Below are 16757 nucleotides of genomic sequence, written 5' to 3' on the forward strand. Positions count from 1 at the left end.
GGACAGAAGGACAAAGTAGAAAGGCTCTATTCGATGCACGGAACGGCCCTGAGACCAAACTGCTTTCTCAGCAAGTCCGCCTCAGCGAGAATCTCTTTGAACTCCGAGTCGTACTGAGATCCCAGCGGTTGGTTCGGCAGACGGCACTCTCCCGTCTCGCACCCCAGAAGGGTCAGACAACGTTTGATGGACCGGATCGGACCGTGGGTCTGCAGCCTCGCATGGACCTGATTGACTCGTTGTTGAAGTGTCAGTGCCCGATCGAGATCTCCCACGCGAAACGCGGCTGTCAGTTCGCAGAAGATATCCCCCAAGAGCTGAAACGTGCTGCCGATCGCCCCGTCCGCCCCCATGGCCAGACAGCCCAGGTAATACGCGTCGCGTCCGCTCCAGACCCGCAGCCGGCCTTCATCAATCTGTTTCCACTTTGTCAGCAGGCGGGTGTCTTCACTGGAATGCTTCACTCCGATGAACTTTGGATCAGCCGCCAGCTTTTCGACGATCTGCTCATCCAGCGCCCGCTGGGCCAGTTGGGGAATGTTGTACACGGTGACCGGCAGGCGACTGTGTTTCAGGACGTGCTGAAAGTAGGCGAGCAGTTCCGCATTGGAGATCGAAGTGTAGATCGGGGGGAGGGTCGAAACCGCGCCCACCCCCACTTCCGCAGCATGATCCCCCAGTCGCTGCAGCTGACGAATTTCCATGTGGCTGATGTTGGCGATGACATCGCCACGATCACCCACTTCATCAACGACAATTTCCAGGCATCGCATCCGCTCTTCCAGCGACAGCGAAAACCCTTCTCCGGTCGAACCGCAGACGTAGTAACCGGAGACTCCCAGCCGCATCGAATGCCGGATGATTCGCCGCATCGACTCTTCATGGACATCCCCCTGTGATGTGAACGGAGTCACCAGGGCCGCGAGAATCCCTCGAGAGTGTTTCAGTACCTGCATGGGTCGAACTTCTGAATGGGGAATCAAGAAGAACTGAAGCGAGGCTTCGCCGCGCGAACCGAACTCAAAGCAATACTGAAATCACTTCGCAGACCGCCGATACCACTCCACGAGACTGCAAACGTCCCGGTCGCCATACATGTTTGACGCCCTGGCGAAGACTTCTTCCGCCTGATGCAAAATGGGGGACTGTTGTTGAAGTTCATCCGCCAGAGTGCGGGCCAGTCGCAGATCCTTCGCAGCCAGTTGGAGAGCGAAGTCGGGAGACCAGTCTTCCCGCAGGATCTTCGGCCCTTTTCCTTCCGAGAACGCGCTCCGTCCGCCGCTGTGGGAGACTGCTTCCAGGAATCTGGCAGGGTCCAGACCGAAGCGTGAAGTCAGCTCCAGTGCTTCCGCAATTCCGCAAAGGTTGATGAAGCCCATCAGGTTATTCCCGAGCTTCGCGCAGGCTCCCGACCCGACAGGACCCAGGTGGATCTGCCCTTTCCCCATGGCGGCAAACAACGGAAGCGCAGCCTGAAACGCCGATTCAGGACCGCCGACCAGAAAGTAGAGCTGCCCGGACTCCGCCTGAGGTCGACTCCCTGTGACAGGCGCATCCAGCAGCGTTATTTCCCGTTCCGCGAACCTGGCAGCGAGCTTTTGATTGGTGGCAGGCAGAACCGTGCTCGAGTTCATCACGATCAGGCCACTGCGTCCCCCAGCCAGGAGTCCCTGATCACCGGAACAGACCTGCCCCACCGCCGCATCATCGGACAGCATGACAATGACAAAGTCTGACATCTCAGCCAGCTGTGCAGGTGTCTCGAAGACCGCAGCCCCACGTTGCTGAAGGGGAAGGCATTTTTCCGGATTGCGGTTGTAGACTCCGACAGAGAACCCGGCATTGAGCAGCGAGCCTGCCATCCCGTGTCCCATGAGACCAATTCCGACAACGCCAACCCGTGTCCGGGAGTTTTCCACGCTGGTCATTTCGTGCATGCTGTCTCCTTTACCGTGCAGTTCTCGTCCGCAGCTTCACATTCGCGGGAACTTCTCGACGATAACATACGGATGATCTCGTCCGTGTGTTCGCCCACCCGCGGAGCCCCCTGTGGATGCCTCAGAATCTCACCGTCGATCCGCACAGGACAACGGGTCGTGAGCAGTTCACGCGACGTCGATTCTCCAACCATCTGGGTCATCTGCAGCGAGCGGAACGCTTCGTGTTCCACCAGCCGTCGCCAGTCCAGAACTTCGGCACACCACACGTCGGCCGGTTCGAGAATCGCCAGCCATTCCGCTGTCGAGCGTGACTGCAGACGTTCTGCGAGAATCGACTTGATTTCATCCCGGGCATCGAACCAGCTCGGCGTCGTTTCGTATTTCAGCAGTTCCGGAAGCTCCAGCAGTTCCCCGAGCCTGGGGATCGGAGTCATGGCGATGGCAAGATACCCGTCGCGGGTCTGATAGAGACCATACGGAGCAGCCAGGTAAGCATTGGCATTGTTCGAAGTGCTGCGACAGGGGAGCTGACCGCCATCATTAAGGAAGGTGGTCAGCAGTTCGAACTGCATGTCGAGTGCGGATTCGAGCAGGCTCACCTCGACGAGTCCTCCTCGCCCTGTGATCCCTCTGCGGACCAGACAGGCGAGAATCCCCTGTGTCAGATGAGCCCCTGCGAACATATCGATGACGGAGAGCCCAAAGGGAGTGGGAGGATCATCCCGATCTCCGCTGAGCCACGCCAGACCGGAAACCGACTGGGCCAGCAGATCCTGCCCGGGCTTGTTCTTCCACGGCCCCTCACAGCCATACCCCGTCACCGATCCATAGATGAGCGATGGGTACTCCTTGGAAACGTCATCATACCCCAGCCCCAGCCGATCGATGACCCCGGGGCGGAAGTTCTGAATCATCACATCGGCCTGCCCTAACAACCTCTTCACGAGCCGCAGGTCTTCAGGATTTTTGAGATCCACCGCGAGGCTGCGCTTGTTGCGATTGATCGTGTGAAAGAGCGTGCTGTCTCCATCCATACTGAGATTGGAGATGTAGATCTGCCGTCCCAGATCGCCGGTCTCCGGACGTTCCACTTTCACGACGGTTGCCCCCAGGTCCGCGAGCCGCAGCGAGCAGGAAGGGCCCGCCAGAAACTGGCTGAAATCAAGGACGAACAGACCGTCCAGCGGTAATGGACTCATTTCGAGATCCTGCAGAGAACGCTAAAAGAGCTGAGAACGAAGCCTCGGTTCACGGGAAACTTCTGAGGTTCACCGAGGGAAAGTGGATCGAGACCTGCTTGAGACCTGCAGACATAATTTCACTTACGAAATACGATTTTATATCTAATTCGAACAACTCTGCAATCGAAGATTGCTGTTTTCTCAAAGAACACAGCCGGAAATGCCGTGAATCACCTCGGAAGAGACCCGCGATAAAGTCGATTCAGGTCTTGCAGCAGTGCAGCATGACCAGTCCGCTCCCGCAGGCATTCGACGATCATCTCGCCTGCCCGATATTGAAAATCGATGTACCCGTTGTAGCGAGGCCGGAGAAACGCCTGCTCGATCGTCCGACGCGTGTTGCGAAAGAAGTTGTTGCTCGCCTTGTTGACAGCGTCATCATCCCAGGCGGCCGCATGTGCCGGCTGTCCACCCGCTTCAAAGTACAGGGATCTCTGCCATGGGCCATTGGCAACTCTGAGTGCGAATGCGGCAGCCGCTTCCGGGTGCTGACAGCGGCTCGAAACCCCGATTCCGGTTCCTCCGATATGCGATCCGCGCGGGCCATTCTCTTCAAAACTGGGCAGATCCGCATACAGGCACAGATGTGGCCGGTAGCCCGCCCGGGAGTAATTGCTGTAGCTATAGGCGAGCGGACAGTAAACAAGATCGTCCGTTGTACTCATCCACTCCATTAACGTAATGGGAGTCAGTTCAAACGTCCGGGGAGGACAGGCATTCAAAATCTCCTGAAGCGTTTCCAGAACTCGCTCCCCCACGTCCTTTTCAACAACCTGCCCGTCCAGCTCAAACGGTTGCTGACCGAAGTTGGCCGCGAGCGACAGGAATGCTGTAATGGCGTCGACAGGCCCAAACGGCATTGCGATCCACTTGCCTGAACTTCGGCACCGGGCAGCAAGCTCCAGAACACCGGCCCAGTCCGACGGGATTTCAGACTCCAGTTCGAACAGCAGGTCCGGCCGGTACGAAGCACTGGGAGTCGCAGCATCGATGGCAAGTCCCCACTGATGTCCCTCCCAGGCGTAACTGCGATGAGAGGGCCCAACCGAGTTCTCCTCCAGGTCACGCAAGTCGTCCGCTGCAATCCACTCATCCATAGGCAGGAACCACCCCGTCTCCGCCATGAATCCGACCCACGGGTGATCGAGGACAATCAGGTCATAGCGAGCCGCCAGCTGATCGACCGGAGTATGTCCAAACTCATGCAGCGAGCGTGCCTGCCAGTCGATCCGCACCTCGGGAAACTCGCGCGAAAACTCGCTTGAGGCGGCCTGCACGGGCGGGAGCCCTCGGGTGTGATTCCAGCTGATCCCAGTGAGAGTCACCATGCGAAAATCCACCGAAAAGGAGGGTTTGAGCAGCGAACCAATGCCTATCGAACTTGGCCATCCCTATTTCACTTTTAAAATACAATTTTATATGCAATCGAAAAAAGATTCAATCTTCGCGTAAATAACAACCGAGAATCACGACTTTCCCTGTGAAAATGCGGGCAAAAACGATTTCGAGCGTGGAGCACCGGTTGTCAGCAAATGGCTCATCTCTCGTTCGAAAAACGCAGAAACGTTGACTTGTCCGTTGACACCCGACACCAGATTCTATAAATTCCATATCAGAAATTCTATTTCACATGCGAAACATCACGAGCGAACTTCGCTCGCAGCTATCTGCTCCGACGGTCAATCGAAGTCGAATCTGCTGTTCAGCAGTTCTTGAGTCCGTTTCATTTTTTTTCGCTGAGGGAGTTCGCAAGATGAATCTGTTTTTCCACCAACGACATCACCGCTTACGATCCGGTTTCACGCTCATCGAACTGCTGGTTGTCATCGCCATCATCGCGGTGCTCATTGCCCTGCTGTTGCCGGCCGTGCAACAGGCCCGCGAAGCGGCTCGTCGCAGCCAGTGCAAAAACAATCTCAAGCAGCTGGGTCTGGCGTTGCATAACTACCATGACACGCACCGCCGTTTTCCCTACAGCACAGTGAATCCGCCGATCATGGCGACCAGCCATGTCAACTATCAGGCGACAACTCCAAGTGCGACGTCGCACGTCTGGGCAGAATTTCTGTTCCCTTTCATTGAGCAGAGCGCGCTCTATAACCAGATCAATTTCTCCATCAACAACTGGACCGGTACGAATCTCACGTTGCTGGACAACCAGAGCTATCCCGCCTTTGTCTGTCCGTCGAATCCATTTGGCAACATTCGACTCTCGAATGATGGCGGCCACATGTATGAGTCGATTGACGATTACCAGTGGAAGACAACTCCGAACTGCTATGCGCCCGTCATCGGAGCCAGCCCGAACATCGCAGGGACACTGGACTCGGCAGACTGTACTGACGTCGGTGGGGCCGCATATTGTGCCGGACCTGGGATCGACTTCTGCACGAACAACCCCACCAAGACTTCGGGGATCTTCGCAGGTGCCGGGGTCGTATCTCTTCCAATCTCGACGATCACCGACGGTGCCAGCAACACATTCCTGCTGGGAGAACGCAAAGGGGAACTCGAAAGCCAGATCGGCCTGTTTTCTCACATGCAGGGGCTGCCGACCAGCTGGAAGCCGAATACCCGCAAGACGGACCACACGTACGCAAATGCCGCCTCGAGTTATCACGTTGGTGGAGTCCACTTCGTGCTCGCGGACGGTTCAGTGCGGTTCGTGAATGACAACGTGAACTTCGTCACCTACAACGCGCTCGGAGGACGAAGCGATGGCGTAATCGTCGGCGAGTACTGAACGTCGTTTCGAAAATACTCGTCGCTTCGTCATCACGAATTCTTCTCGACTCGGACCGGGTCACACTTCTTCAGGAATCCGGAGAAGTGTGGCCTTCCTTGGATCATCACTGCGAATCAACTCTGTTGCTGGTCAGTTTTTGAGGACGTCTCTGATGAATCATCCATCGCGACTCACATTTTCTGTGGTTCTCGCTGCAGTGCTTCTACTGGGGTGCGGAGGTTCACCTCCCAGTCTTCGCGGTACTGTGACTTGGAATGGTCAGCCGATAGAATCGGGTTCCATCCGATTTCTGAGTGAACCGAAGGAGAATCAGCCTCAATCGGAAGTTGTCTGCACCATCAACAAGGGTGTGTACCGGTCCGAATCCGGGCTTCACGCCGGATTGGGAAAGAATCGAGTGGAGGTGCGAGGCCAGATGAAGACCGGAAAGACCATCGACGTGCAACAGGTTGATGGCCCCGGGAAGGATGTTCGGACGGAGAAGGTCGAACTCACCCGGCAGTTCATTCCACCCGAGTTCAACGAGGAATCGACTCTCACCAGGGAATTGAAATCGGGCGTCAATGAAATCAACCTCGAACTGACAGGGACTGAGCTGAAGCCCTGAACTGACATTCCATACAACCTCAGCAAGCATTGATGGCGGGCCAAATCAAGTTCCTCCGATCATCAAGCCCACAGGATCTCACAACGAAAGACGGGGAACATGACGACGAACAAATCCAATGACCGATACGCAGCACCGGCCCTGGACAAGGGGCTGGATATCCTCGAGCTGCTGGCGGGTCGCCCGGAGGGTTTAAGTCTCAAACAGATCGCCGATGCTCTGGGGCGGAATTCCACCGAGATTTTCCGCATGCTCAACCAGCTTCGCGAACGGGCCTACATCCACCGCTTCGAACCGGGCGGCGTGTACCGCCTCAGCCTGAAGCTGTTCGAACTGGCACATCGTTTTCCGCCGACGGCGCGGCTGCTGGAAGTCGCGGTCCCTGCCATCCGTCAACTGGCGGACCGCACCGGACAGTCGTGTCATCTTTCCGTTCTGCATGGCAGCGGCATTCTGGTTCTGGCACAGACAACCAGTTCCGCGAACTGGCATTTCTCCGTGCGACTGGGTGCCACCTTCTCGGTGACGGAAACGGCTTCAGGCCGGGTTCTCCTGGCATTCTCCAATCCAGATGTGCGGGAAGAGATCCTCGCGAGGGCAGGTGAAAACCAGGCACCTGCTCTCGTCACAGATGAATTTCATCGCGAGCTCGAGAAGATTCGTTCCCGGGGCTACGAACAAGTGGTCCATGAGACCTTCCGCGGTGTAAATGACATCAGTGCTCCCATCTTCGGACACGGACAGCACGGAGAAGAAATTCTGGCCGCGTTGACAATCCCTGTGCTGCTGGTGCAGAAAGAAAAAGCCCCCCTCACGTTCATTCGAGAACAGCTTCTGGAGACCGCCGGGCACATCTCCAGCCAGCTCGGAGCACCCCAGATGGACCAGAACGATACTGAAGGGATCTGATGCAGCCTCGTTATTACGAAGATCTCGAAGCCGGAGCAGTCCGCGAGACCCCAGGCCGGACGATTACCGAAACGGACATCGTCGTGCATGCCGGGCACACGGGCGATTTCTATCCGCACCACATGGATGCCGAGTTCGCTGCCCGGACACCCTTCGGCCAGCGGATCGCTCATGGAACCATGACGTTTGCTATCGCGATCGGCATGAAAGCGTCCTCAGTGAATCCCGTTTCGTTCACCTATGGTTTTGAACGCCTCCGGTTTCCCAAGCCCGTCTTCATCGGCGACACCATCCGGGTGCGGGTGACGCTGGCTGAGAAGGCTCCCGACCCGAAACGACCGCAGTATGGCCGTTGCATTGAACACGTGGAAGTTTTCAACCAGCGGGATGAAGTGGTGCTGGCATGCGATCACGTGGCACTTGTCGAAAAGCGCCCTGTGACTTGACCAGCCTCATGCCGACCGCATCTCGCCACTGGCCATTCTTCACCTGAGCTGCGTCGGACTGGCAGCAGTCAATCCCGCGATACTCCCTCATCGACCTGCACTCTGGGTATCCCCCTCAATTCCAACGGGACAAGTTTCCCCATGCAGACAATTGACTGGCTGTTTCTGGTGATCTATCTCGGCGGGCTGACCGGGATCGGAGTCTATTTTTCCCGCCGCCAGAAGTCCGTGGGCGACTTCCTGAAAGGTGACGAACAGGTCAGCTGGCTGGCAGTCGGTCTCTCGCTGATGGCCGCCCTCAACAGCGGAATGGACTACATCCAGACTCCAGCCATCGTCTTTGCCTTCGGAATGGTCTACGTGGCGCTGGTCTTCACCTGGTTTCCACTCTACCCCTGGGTCATGTATGTGACAGTGCCGTTTTACCGCCGGCTGGGAGTCATCTCTGCATACGAATACCTCGAGCAGCGATTCAGTCTGGGAGTCCGACTGATCGCGTCCGGAATCTTCATTCTGTGGCGGATCAGCTGGATGGGGATGGCACTTTACATTCCTTGTCTGGCGATTCAGGGAACGACCGGGCAGCAGGTCTCCATCTCGACGATGGCAGTGATTCTCGGGCTCGTCGTCACCGTGTACACCATGCTGGGAGGCATGCAGGCGGTGATCTGGACGGACACCATTCAGTCTCTGGTCATGTTTGCGGGACTGGCGGTGACACTCGGGAGCATCGCTGCCAACGTTCCCGGCGGGATGGAAGCGGTCTTTGCAAAGGCGATCGAATCCGGACGATGGCGGCTCGTCGCGGACGTCCCGGGCTGGGAATCGCTCAGCTGGCCGGAAGCAATCATTCGCACAATGACAACCGAAATCACGCTGTGGGGCACGCTGATCTTTATCATGATCGGTCGCATGGCGATGTATACCGCAGATCAGGTTGCTGTTCAGCGGTTTCAGACAATCGACTCTCTGAAGAAAGCCCGGAACGCCTTCATCGTCAGCGGAATCGCGGACGTCATCTGGATGACCGTCCTGGGATTCGTCGGCCTGGCACTCTTTGCGTACGCGCAGGTCCATCCTCTTCCTGAAGGGATGAAGAACGACGCAATTCTCCCTTACTTCATGTCGAAACACTTTATCGCGGGCCTGACGGGACTGGTCGTCGCCTCCATTCTCGCAGCCTCCCTCTCCAGCGTGGACGCCGCATTGAACTCCACGACATCGATTCTCGTGGTCGACTTCTATCACCGCTGGTGGAAGGGGAATACCGGGCCGATTGAAACCGGGACAGGCGAAACTCAACGACAACTGGTGCGGGTCTCTCGCGGATTCAACCTGTTGCTGGGAGTGCTGATGATTGGTGTCGCCTCCAGCGTGGAGCAGCTGGGCGAGGTTTATACCGTCGGCAACAAGCTGTTTGGTGCGTTTTTCGGCGTCATCTTTGGCATCTTCTTTCTGGGGATGTTCACGCGTCGTGCCACCAGTCTGGGGGTCCTCGTCGGTGCGGTCGCCGGACTGGCCACCAGTTCATTCTTCTCGTTCTTCAGCGAGCTGAAATTCCTGCACCAGTTTGTTGAATCGACCGCAGGCACTCCTGCAGTGCGATTCATGCAGCAGATCAGCTGGCAGTGGCCCCCCTTGTTTGGAATCGGTGTGACGCTGCTGATCGGCTTTCTCTGCAGCTGCCTGCTCCCCAGAATCGGCAGCGGCGCCCCGTTCACGTATTGGGAAGTGATGAAGCTTCCGGAGCGCAACGGAACGGCATCCTGATTCCGACCAGATTGCAATCAACATCTCAGAACATCACGCTCGACGGGCATCACAATTCTTCCCGTGGAGTTTGCACAACGATGTGCTGTGCATGAAAATGGATGGACCCCGGCAACTGACCGACAGATGACCGAAGTCCGGGGCCCCTCAGCACAGGAAGAGTGTGTGGGCATGACTGCATCTGTTCGCGTGTTGACGACCCGCCGTTCGTTCCTGACCCGTGCGATCAACAGTGTGATCGCGAGTGCCGGCGCCGTTCTTCAGTGCAGGGCTGACGAAGCACGTCCCCGCGCGAATGGAAATCGTGCTTCTGCGTCAAAGGCTTTTGACGAACTGATGACTGCGTTCATCGAGCAGAATCAGGTCCCCGGCGCGGCCCTGGCAATCTCTCAGCAGGGAGAATTGATCTATACCCGTGGCTTCGGCTTTGCGGATCGCGAAACCCGTCAGCCGGTTCAGGCCGAATCTCTGTTCCGGATCGCCAGCGTTTCAAAACCCATCACTGCGGTCGCCGTCCTCCAACTGGTCGAGCGGGGCATTCTGGGACTGGATGATCCGATCCTCGGTCGAATGAAATTTCAGATCTCAAAAAGTGATGCCGGAAAGCTTGACCCTCGGTGGAGGCGAATCACCATCCGGCACTGCCTGCAGCACACTGGAGGATGGGATCGGACGGAGAGTTTCGATCCCATCGCGACCCCCCACAGAATTTCGGAATCACTGGGCATCCCGTATCCGATTCACCCTGATGACATCATCCGCTTCATGATGGGTCGACCGCTGGACTTTGAACCGGGGGATCATGAAGTTTATTCGAACTTCGGATATCTGATTCTGGGACGGATTATCGAAAAGAATTCCGGGCAGACCTACGAGCAGTATGTTCAGGAACATGTCTTCCGACCGATCGGGGTGGTCGGCCCGCAGCTCGGTCGAGTTTTCTACAGAGACCGCGCCCCCGGCGAGGTCCGATATTACGATTCGAAGCAACGGACTGTGCCATCGGTGAATCCTCCCAGCGTCGGGAAGAACGTCCCTATTCAATATGGAGGGGAAAACTTCGAAGCCTTCGGGGCTCATGGGGGCTGGATTGCTTCCGCAGTCGACCTGGTCAAATTCGCATCTGCTTTCGATCGTCCCGGGCAGTCTCCTCTGCTGAAGGAACAAACAATCGCAGACATGTGGTCCCGCCCTCCCGGCCGCGCTGGCGAAGATCGATCGGGAATGCCCAGAGACGTTTACTACGGCATGGGATGGCAGGTCCGGGAGAACGCCCGTGGCAGCTTCAACCAGTGGCATAACGGACTGATCGCCGGGAGCGGAGCCCTGCTCGTCCGCCGCCACGACAACATCAACTGGAGTGTTCTGTTCAACACGCAGGCAAACCCCGCAGGCGAGATCCTCACCAACCTGATCGATCCTCTGTTACATCAGACCGCGAATAGATCGTTGCTACCTCATTGATGACATGCTGCCGGATCTCCCGATTGCTGCTCAGACGTTTTCCCTCTCAATCTGGTTCAGAATGCCGTCCCAGAGATGAATTCTCAGTCGAATCGCCCGCTCGCCAGCCGTCGCAGCGGCGTTCGCCCGGTCCGGAATTTCCCCGACCAACGCTTGAACCAGCCGCTGAGAAAGGGGGCCATGTTCGTTACCGTCCAGCTCGATGTGTCGCTGCAGGTAGTACTCGAACCGCTGTGACCCCAGATTCGCCTGAGCCAGTGGCATCAACAGTCGTTCAAACATCGCAGGGATGACATCTTCCCGGCCGTAGCAAAACACAGCAGCCACTTCCCAGGGAGCCCCCTCCCGGGCTATTCGCAGGTTGAATTTCACAAATTCCCGGGTCTCATCACGGATCGAAATTTCGTCCAGCAGGTCTTCCGGGCTTTTCCCGGCCAGAATTCCCTCGATGAATTGGCGGATAGGAGCGGTATCCGACCCGACGTCAGCCATCGCGGAGAGATACAGTTCAAAATGGCTGGCGAACCCGCCCAGATCATTGGTGTCTGACTCCTCACCCAGCACGATTTCGTTGATAAACCTTGCCAGCTGGGGATGTTCCGGCGGAGTCCAGGGGATTCTCGGGCCGCAGAATTCCAGCTGCAACCGCTTGAGCAAGGTCATGAAATCCCAGACAGCAAAGGCATGTTCCCGCATAAAAATGCGGAGACGTGGGACAGACTGCACATGCGTATAAAGTGGATGAGCCAGCAGTTGATCGACGGCCGGCTGGAGTTTTCCAGCCATGGCTTCCGAGGGGGACAGATTCGAAGTCACTCTCAATTTCCAGTTCGTCAGGGGTGGTTGCGACAGGGGGATTCTATCCGATCGGAAAATTCTGCCGCTGCCAGAAGGGGTGCTGGGACTCCTTCGTCTCAAAATCCGGACGAACTGAATCTCGCCTCCGACCGGATCTGTCGATAAAATCAGAAAACTGCCCGGTGGCAGTGCCAGAGTCTCACATTTTGCGGTGATTGCATGCGCAGCGAATCAGAAGTCCCATTTGCCGACAGCCCGTTTCAAGTTCCCGTTGCGGAGCGTATGAAACGCTTGCCCCCCTACCTGTTCGGCAAGATCAATAAACTGAAGTACCAGAAACGGGTCGCGGGAATCGACGTCATCGACCTGGGAATGGGAAATCCGACCGATCCTCCCGAGGGGATCGTCCAGGAGAAACTGGCCGAGGCGCTCAAGGATCCCAAGAATCACCGCTATTCCGTTTCGAACGGGATCGGCAATCTGCGACGGGAAGTCGCCAAACGGTACGAACGCCGTTACGGGGCGAAGCTGAATCCGGATGATGAAATCATCGCCTGCATCGGCTCGAAAGAGGGATTCAGTCACATGTGTCTGGCGCTGATGGGCCCCGGCGACACTGCGATTGTCCCGTCGCCGACATTCCCGATTCACATGTATTCGGTCGTGCTGGCCTCCGGAAACGTGATCGCTCTGGACGTTCGCGAGCCCCACCTGTTTCTGCAGAACGTTGCCTACACCTGCGAGCACCTGTATCCCAAGCCGAAAGTGGTGATTGTCAACTTCCCGCACAATCCGTCTTCCACCGTCGTGGAACAGGATTTCTATGTCGAGCTCGTGAAGCTCGCCAAGAAGTACGGCTTCCTCGTCATCAGCGACTTCGCCTATGCGGACATCTGCTATGACGGCTATGTCGCTCCCAGTTTCCTGGCCGTCCCGGGAGCTCTGGATGTCGGTGTGGAACTGACAACCATGAGCAAGAGCTACAGCATGGCTGGCTGGCGCATCGGCTTCTGCAGCGGAAATCGGGAGATGATCCGCGCCCTCGCCACGATCAAAGGGTACTACGACTATGGAATCTTCCAGGCGATCCAGATTGCCGCCATCGTCGCGATGCGACACGGTGACGCTGCAATTCAGTCTCTGTCTGAAGAATATCAGGGGCGTCGGGATGTCCTGTGTGACGGCTTGACCCGTCTCGGCTGGGAAGTGGAAAAGCCGAAGGCCGGCATGTTCGTCTGGGCGAAGATCCCCGAACCGTATGCTGCCATGGGCTCGATCGACTTCTCCATGAAACTCCTCGACGAAGGGGGAGTGGCTGTCAGCCCCGGTCGCGGTTTCGGCGAAGACGGCGAAGGCTACCTGCGTCTGGCAATTGTCGAAAACAGCCAGCGACTGCGACAGGCTGTCAGGGAAATCGGACGCTGCACCCATGCCAAGGCTGCAAAAGCATCGTAGGCACTGCGATCGAGAAGTTTGCACAGACAGAAATCAGTAGTTCCAAGTCTGATCGAATCGAAGCAAGAGGTCAGGAAACAGAGGTCGGAGGTCAGGAAAAACACTGAAAAACAAGCAATTTTCTGACCTCTGTTCCCCGACCTCTGACCTCTCACGATGATTGCTCGGAGAACTTGGAAGCACTGAGAAATGCCTGTGCAGCGTGAACATCATTGATGAATTCCCTTCTTTGAGCCGGACACATCAAGTGTGCGGCTAAAAGTTTTTCTCTATGATGCGAATTTCCCCCCAGCGACCGATGAATGCCCTTTCCATGGACGATCGTCAACTTCAAGACCTGAAACTTCCCATCGCAGAGCGGCTGGCTGTCAACGCTTGCTCGGATGTCTCAGCGGTCAAAATCCTCTGCAAGACCGTCGGACGCGGACAATGTGCGGCCAGTCTGGCGGAACGGCTCCCCGAAGCCGAAGTCACCTGTCACTTCCTCGATGTCTATCCTGCCGAAGATTCCATGGAGCTGACACAGTCGCTCCCGAACCTGCAGGTCATCTGCACGCCCGATTTCCCTCGCGAGCAGATTGACCTGTTCGTCCTCCCGGTGAGTCGCGCGGGTGAAGCAGAACTGACCCGCGAATGGCTGCAGCAGGGCTACGAGCTGCTGGTCGATGGCGGTCAGCTGATTGCCACCGTGGACAACCCCAGCGATGTGTGGCTGCATCACGAGATCGAAAAGTTTGGCAGGAACATCGACCGGACCCCGAAGCGGCATGGCGTGGTGTATCGACTCAAGAAGTTGAAACCGCTCAAAAGAAAACGGGACCTCTCCTGTCAGTTCGCGTTTCGCGATGGCGAACAACTCGTGGAAGCGGCCAGCCGCCCGGGCGTGTTCAGTCATCGTCGTCTGGATGTCGGCGCACGCGTCCTGATCGAGGCCCTGGAAGTCAAGGACGGAGACTCAGTGCTGGATGTGGGGTGTGGATGCGGTGCGGTCGGTCTGGCAGCGGCTCTGCGAGCAGAAGGGGTCCGCGTTCACGCCATCGACTCCAATGCCCGAGCTGTTCAATGCGCGCAGATCGGTGCTCAGCTCAACGGCATCACGACACTGACAGCCGCTCTGACGGCGGACGGGGATCTGAACTTCGAACGGCGCGATCTGGCTGGAACCTTCGACATCGTGGCAGGGAACCCTCCCTACTTTTCACATCATCAGATTGCCGAAATTTTCCTGCAGGCAGCTCGCAGGGCACTTCGTCCGGGGGGCAAGATCTACATCGTCACCAAGCATACGGAATGGCTGGTGGCCCGCATGCAGCAGCTGTTCGACAACGTGACCCCCGTAGAAAACCGCGGGTATACGGTCGTCAGCGGTGTTCAGTTCAAGAGATAATCGCTACGACGTCACCGCTGGCGAGTGTCCGTTATCTGTCGAATAACTTCAGCGATTCCAAGAGAGAGTTGAAGTCCATTTGTCATGATTCAGAAGTCTCGCGCGGAGGCGCAGGGACGCAGAGTTTTTTGAGATCGATCACTGCATCTCCGCGCCACTGCGTCTCTGCGCGAGGCTCTTTTCTTTCATTGAGATTCGCTGCAGAACCTTAGCCCTTCTCGCCGGTATAGCTCTGCTCCAGCAATTCGACAGGGTGGACGACGGAAATGTCGCTGCGGCCCGCCTCACGGAGCATCGCCTGAATCTGCAGCGAACATCCGGCGTTCGCACAGACAACGGAAGTCGCCCCTGTTTCCAGGATGTGCTTCACCTTGCGGCGACCGAGGCGATCGGCCATTTCCGGCTCGGTCAGGTTGTACGATCCCGCTGCTCCGCAACAGATTTCCGACTCCGCCAGCGGAACAACTTCCAGTCCAGGAATCATTCCGAGCAGCTGCCGGGGCTGCGTGCGAATCTGCTGCGCGTGACAGAGATGGCAGGCGTCATGATAGGTGACTCGTTCCGGAACCGCGTGCGTCGGAGCGACCGGTCCCAGCTTCGCCAGAAACTCGTTCACGTCCTGAATCTTCTGGGCGAACTTGCTCAACCGGTCGACGACTTGCTTCTTCTCCGGACACAGCTCTTCCGCCATGTGTCCGTAGTCCTTCAGCATCGATCCGCATCCCGCCACATTGACGATGACGGCATCAATCTTGTCGATGTCGAAAGCCTTGTCGTTGGCCAGTGCCGTCGCCAGTGCCGGTTCGCCTGCGCCCGAGTGGTAGTGGATCGCCCCACAGCATTGCTGGGTCTTCGGAATGATGACGTCGCAGCCGTTCTTCTGCAGAACGCGGGCAGTGTCGCGGTTAACATGCGGGAACATGGCGTCCGCGACGCATCCAGTGAACAGGGCGACTGTCGCGCGGCGAGGGCCTTCCGCAGGAAGAAACTCCGGTAACTCAGGACCGCGACTCTTCAACTGCGGCAGCAGTCTCTGCATCCGCTGCAGTTTCTCCGGCAGCAGTCCATTCAATCCCATTTTTTCAATGAGTCGATCGAGCTTCAGCTGCTGCATGATCCGGGCCGGCCACAGCGCCCAGCGCAGACGTTTGGCATACGGGAACAGTCCATACAGGATCAGGCTGCGAAACCAGTCGGGACGAGCCCGCTTGCCGGGGGCAGGTCGATGCATCGCCACCCGGAACGGTTCGATGAGCCGACCGTATTGAACACCCGACGGACACGCCGACTCACAGCTCCGGCAGTCGAGGCACAGATCCAGATGACGGGTGACAGCCGGAGTCTGTTCGAGCCGGCCGTCCGTCACCGCCCGCATCAGGTAAATGCGTCCGCGGGGACTGTTGTTTTCATCCCCGGTTTCGAGATATGTGGGACAGGAAGCGGTACACAGCCCGCAGTGAATGCAGTCAAGAAACCGTTCGTACGGAATGTTTGCCGAGGTCGCTGGCGGAGCGAGGGGAGCGTCTTTGACACTGACTTCAATCTCAGACATGAATTCGATTCCAGTTGACTCTGCAGGCTGATCAGGCGGGCTCGATATGCTTTATATTCTGCTATTCATCTCGATGGACCGTCTGCGGGGAGAATGCCGGCAGGCAGACCGCGATGTACTCGGCTCCCGATTCCTCAGGGGTACTGTAGCGGACCCACTCCCCTGCTTCCGTGACCACCGCCTGTCCCGCCTTCACATCGATGTATCCGTCTTCATATTCGACTCGCAGCAGTCCGCCGAGGACCAGTGTGAATTCTTGAAACTCAGGCCGCTGGCCCGGTTCAATCCAGCCACCGGGGGAATTCATGCGGGCCACGCTGATGCCGGTGTCCTGCGAATTCACCCGGCCGATAAACTCTTCGATCCGCTTCGGCTTGTTGCCTGCAGCTTCGATCACAGTGGGCTGGGAGATCAATCGGGGCATGTTGAGAACTCACCTTGC

General features: G+C 57.3%; 15 protein-coding genes. 8 read left to right on the forward strand and 7 right to left on the reverse strand.

Translation table 11 applies throughout. The annotated features are described in order from the left end of the window. Nucleotides 1–26 precede the first annotated feature (26 nt). From SH661x_RS16605 to SH661x_RS16620, 4 genes are all read right to left on the reverse strand, one after another. Complete coding sequence (locus tag SH661x_RS16605) at nucleotides 27–956, reverse strand: dihydrodipicolinate synthase family protein (RefSeq protein WP_437223701.1); 930 nt, start codon at nucleotides 954–956, stop codon at nucleotides 27–29. An 81-nt stretch (nucleotides 957–1037) separates the two neighbouring features. Further along, on the reverse strand, nucleotides 1038–1937 hold the full coding sequence (locus SH661x_RS16610) for an NAD(P)-dependent oxidoreductase (RefSeq protein WP_437223703.1): 900 nt from the start codon (nucleotides 1935–1937) through the stop codon (nucleotides 1038–1040). Beyond that, entirely contained in the window at nucleotides 1925–3139 is a 1215-nt protein-coding gene (locus SH661x_RS16615) for a CaiB/BaiF CoA transferase family protein (RefSeq protein ID WP_437223705.1), read from the reverse strand. The genes SH661x_RS16610 and SH661x_RS16615 overlap by 13 nt, the downstream gene beginning before the upstream one ends. Nucleotides 3140–3351: 212 nt before the next feature. Next, nucleotides 3352–4509, reverse strand: a complete 1158-nt coding sequence (locus tag SH661x_RS16620; protein WP_437223707.1) for an ABC transporter substrate-binding protein — start codon at nucleotides 4507–4509, stop codon at nucleotides 3352–3354. Nucleotides 4510–4934: 425 nt separating this feature from the next. On the opposite strand from SH661x_RS16620, the gene SH661x_RS16625 reads away from it, so the two are divergent. The 6 genes from SH661x_RS16625 to SH661x_RS16650 all read left to right on the forward strand — a co-directional run bounded on the left by SH661x_RS16625 (nucleotide 4935) and on the right by SH661x_RS16650 (nucleotide 11123). Beyond that, nucleotides 4935–5924, forward strand: a complete 990-nt coding sequence (locus tag SH661x_RS16625) for a DUF1559 family PulG-like putative transporter (protein ID WP_437223710.1) — start codon at nucleotides 4935–4937, stop codon at nucleotides 5922–5924. A 154-nt stretch (nucleotides 5925–6078) separates the two neighbouring features. After that, nucleotides 6079–6534 (forward strand): hypothetical protein, encoded by a 456-nt coding sequence (locus SH661x_RS16630; protein WP_437223712.1) that lies wholly within the window; start codon nucleotides 6079–6081, stop codon nucleotides 6532–6534. 99 nt (nucleotides 6535–6633) lie between these two features. Next, nucleotides 6634–7443 carry an IclR family transcriptional regulator gene (locus SH661x_RS16635; RefSeq protein ID WP_437223714.1) on the forward strand — a complete coding sequence of 270 codons (810 nt, stop codon included), beginning with the start codon at nucleotides 6634–6636 and terminating at the stop codon, nucleotides 7441–7443. Then, entirely contained in the window at nucleotides 7443–7889 is a 447-nt protein-coding gene (locus SH661x_RS16640) for a MaoC family dehydratase (protein WP_437223716.1), read from the forward strand. The genes SH661x_RS16635 and SH661x_RS16640 overlap by 1 nt, the downstream gene beginning before the upstream one ends. Before the next feature lie 141 nt (nucleotides 7890–8030). After that, the gene (locus tag SH661x_RS16645; RefSeq protein ID WP_437223718.1) at nucleotides 8031–9659 is read left to right on the forward strand and encodes a sodium:solute symporter family transporter; all 1629 of its coding nucleotides are present in this window, start codon (nucleotides 8031–8033) and stop codon (nucleotides 9657–9659) included. 171 nt (nucleotides 9660–9830) lie between these two features. Further along, a complete protein-coding gene (locus SH661x_RS16650) occupies nucleotides 9831–11123 on the forward strand; it encodes a serine hydrolase domain-containing protein (protein WP_437223721.1) in 1293 nt (430 codons plus the stop codon). Nucleotides 11124–11153: 30 nt separating this feature from the next. Here the strand turns inward: SH661x_RS16650 and SH661x_RS16655 are convergent, their stop codons facing one another. Further along, a complete protein-coding gene (locus tag SH661x_RS16655) occupies nucleotides 11154–11939 on the reverse strand; it encodes a DUF3050 domain-containing protein (RefSeq protein ID WP_437223724.1) in 786 nt (261 codons plus the stop codon). A 201-nt stretch (nucleotides 11940–12140) separates the two neighbouring features. On the opposite strand from SH661x_RS16655, the gene SH661x_RS16660 reads away from it, so the two are divergent. Continuing rightward, nucleotides 12141–13376 carry an aminotransferase class I/II-fold pyridoxal phosphate-dependent enzyme gene (locus SH661x_RS16660; RefSeq protein ID WP_437223727.1) on the forward strand — a complete coding sequence of 412 codons (1236 nt, stop codon included), beginning with the start codon at nucleotides 12141–12143 and terminating at the stop codon, nucleotides 13374–13376. Nucleotides 13377–13647: 271 nt separating this feature from the next. Continuing rightward, nucleotides 13648–14763, forward strand: coding sequence for a class I SAM-dependent methyltransferase (locus tag SH661x_RS16665; RefSeq protein ID WP_437223729.1), 1116 nt, complete (start codon nucleotides 13648–13650; stop codon nucleotides 14761–14763). A 208-nt stretch (nucleotides 14764–14971) separates the two neighbouring features. Here SH661x_RS16665 and SH661x_RS16670 read toward each other — a convergent pair whose 3' ends face one another. After that, nucleotides 14972–16315, reverse strand: a complete 1344-nt coding sequence (locus tag SH661x_RS16670) for a (Fe-S)-binding protein (protein WP_437223732.1) — start codon at nucleotides 16313–16315, stop codon at nucleotides 14972–14974. A gap of 61 nt (nucleotides 16316–16376) precedes the next feature. Beyond that, complete coding sequence (locus tag SH661x_RS16675) at nucleotides 16377–16739, reverse strand: cupin domain-containing protein (protein ID WP_437223735.1); 363 nt, start codon at nucleotides 16737–16739, stop codon at nucleotides 16377–16379. Nucleotides 16740–16757 lie beyond the last annotated feature (18 nt).

The sequence above is a fragment of the Planctomicrobium stercoris genome, assembly GCF_051465655.1.
GTDB lineage: Bacteria > Planctomycetota > Planctomycetia > Planctomycetales > Planctomycetaceae > Planctomicrobium.

What these genes read in the sequence shown, in the direction of transcription:
- SH661x_RS16635 (WP_437223714.1), top strand. Translation starts at nt 6,634, where the DNA reads ATGACGACGAACAAATCCAATGACCGATACGCAGCACCGGCCCTGGAC.
- SH661x_RS16630 (WP_437223712.1), top strand. Translation starts at nt 6,079, where the DNA reads ATGAATCATCCATCGCGACTCACATTTTCTGTGGTTCTCGCTGCAGTG.
- SH661x_RS16645 (WP_437223718.1), top strand. Translation starts at nt 8,031, where the DNA reads ATGCAGACAATTGACTGGCTGTTTCTGGTGATCTATCTCGGCGGGCTG.
- SH661x_RS16610 (WP_437223703.1), bottom strand. Translation starts at nt 1,937, where the DNA reads ATGCACGAAATGACCAGCGTGGAAAACTCCCGGACACGGGTTGGCGTT.
- SH661x_RS16670 (WP_437223732.1), bottom strand. Translation starts at nt 16,315, where the DNA reads ATGTCTGAGATTGAAGTCAGTGTCAAAGACGCTCCCCTCGCTCCGCCA.
- SH661x_RS16615 (WP_437223705.1), bottom strand. Translation starts at nt 3,139, where the DNA reads ATGAGTCCATTACCGCTGGACGGTCTGTTCGTCCTTGATTTCAGCCAG.
- SH661x_RS16625 (WP_437223710.1), top strand. Translation starts at nt 4,935, where the DNA reads ATGAATCTGTTTTTCCACCAACGACATCACCGCTTACGATCCGGTTTC.
- SH661x_RS16605 (WP_437223701.1), bottom strand. Translation starts at nt 956, where the DNA reads ATGCAGGTACTGAAACACTCTCGAGGGATTCTCGCGGCCCTGGTGACT.
- SH661x_RS16660 (WP_437223727.1), top strand. Translation starts at nt 12,141, where the DNA reads ATGCGCAGCGAATCAGAAGTCCCATTTGCCGACAGCCCGTTTCAAGTT.
- SH661x_RS16650 (WP_437223721.1), top strand. Translation starts at nt 9,831, where the DNA reads ATGACTGCATCTGTTCGCGTGTTGACGACCCGCCGTTCGTTCCTGACC.
- SH661x_RS16620 (WP_437223707.1), bottom strand. Translation starts at nt 4,509, where the DNA reads ATGGTGACTCTCACTGGGATCAGCTGGAATCACACCCGAGGGCTCCCG.
- SH661x_RS16665 (WP_437223729.1), top strand. Translation starts at nt 13,648, where the DNA reads ATGATGCGAATTTCCCCCCAGCGACCGATGAATGCCCTTTCCATGGAC.
- SH661x_RS16640 (WP_437223716.1), top strand. Translation starts at nt 7,443, where the DNA reads ATGCAGCCTCGTTATTACGAAGATCTCGAAGCCGGAGCAGTCCGCGAG.
- SH661x_RS16675 (WP_437223735.1), bottom strand. Translation starts at nt 16,739, where the DNA reads ATGCCCCGATTGATCTCCCAGCCCACTGTGATCGAAGCTGCAGGCAAC.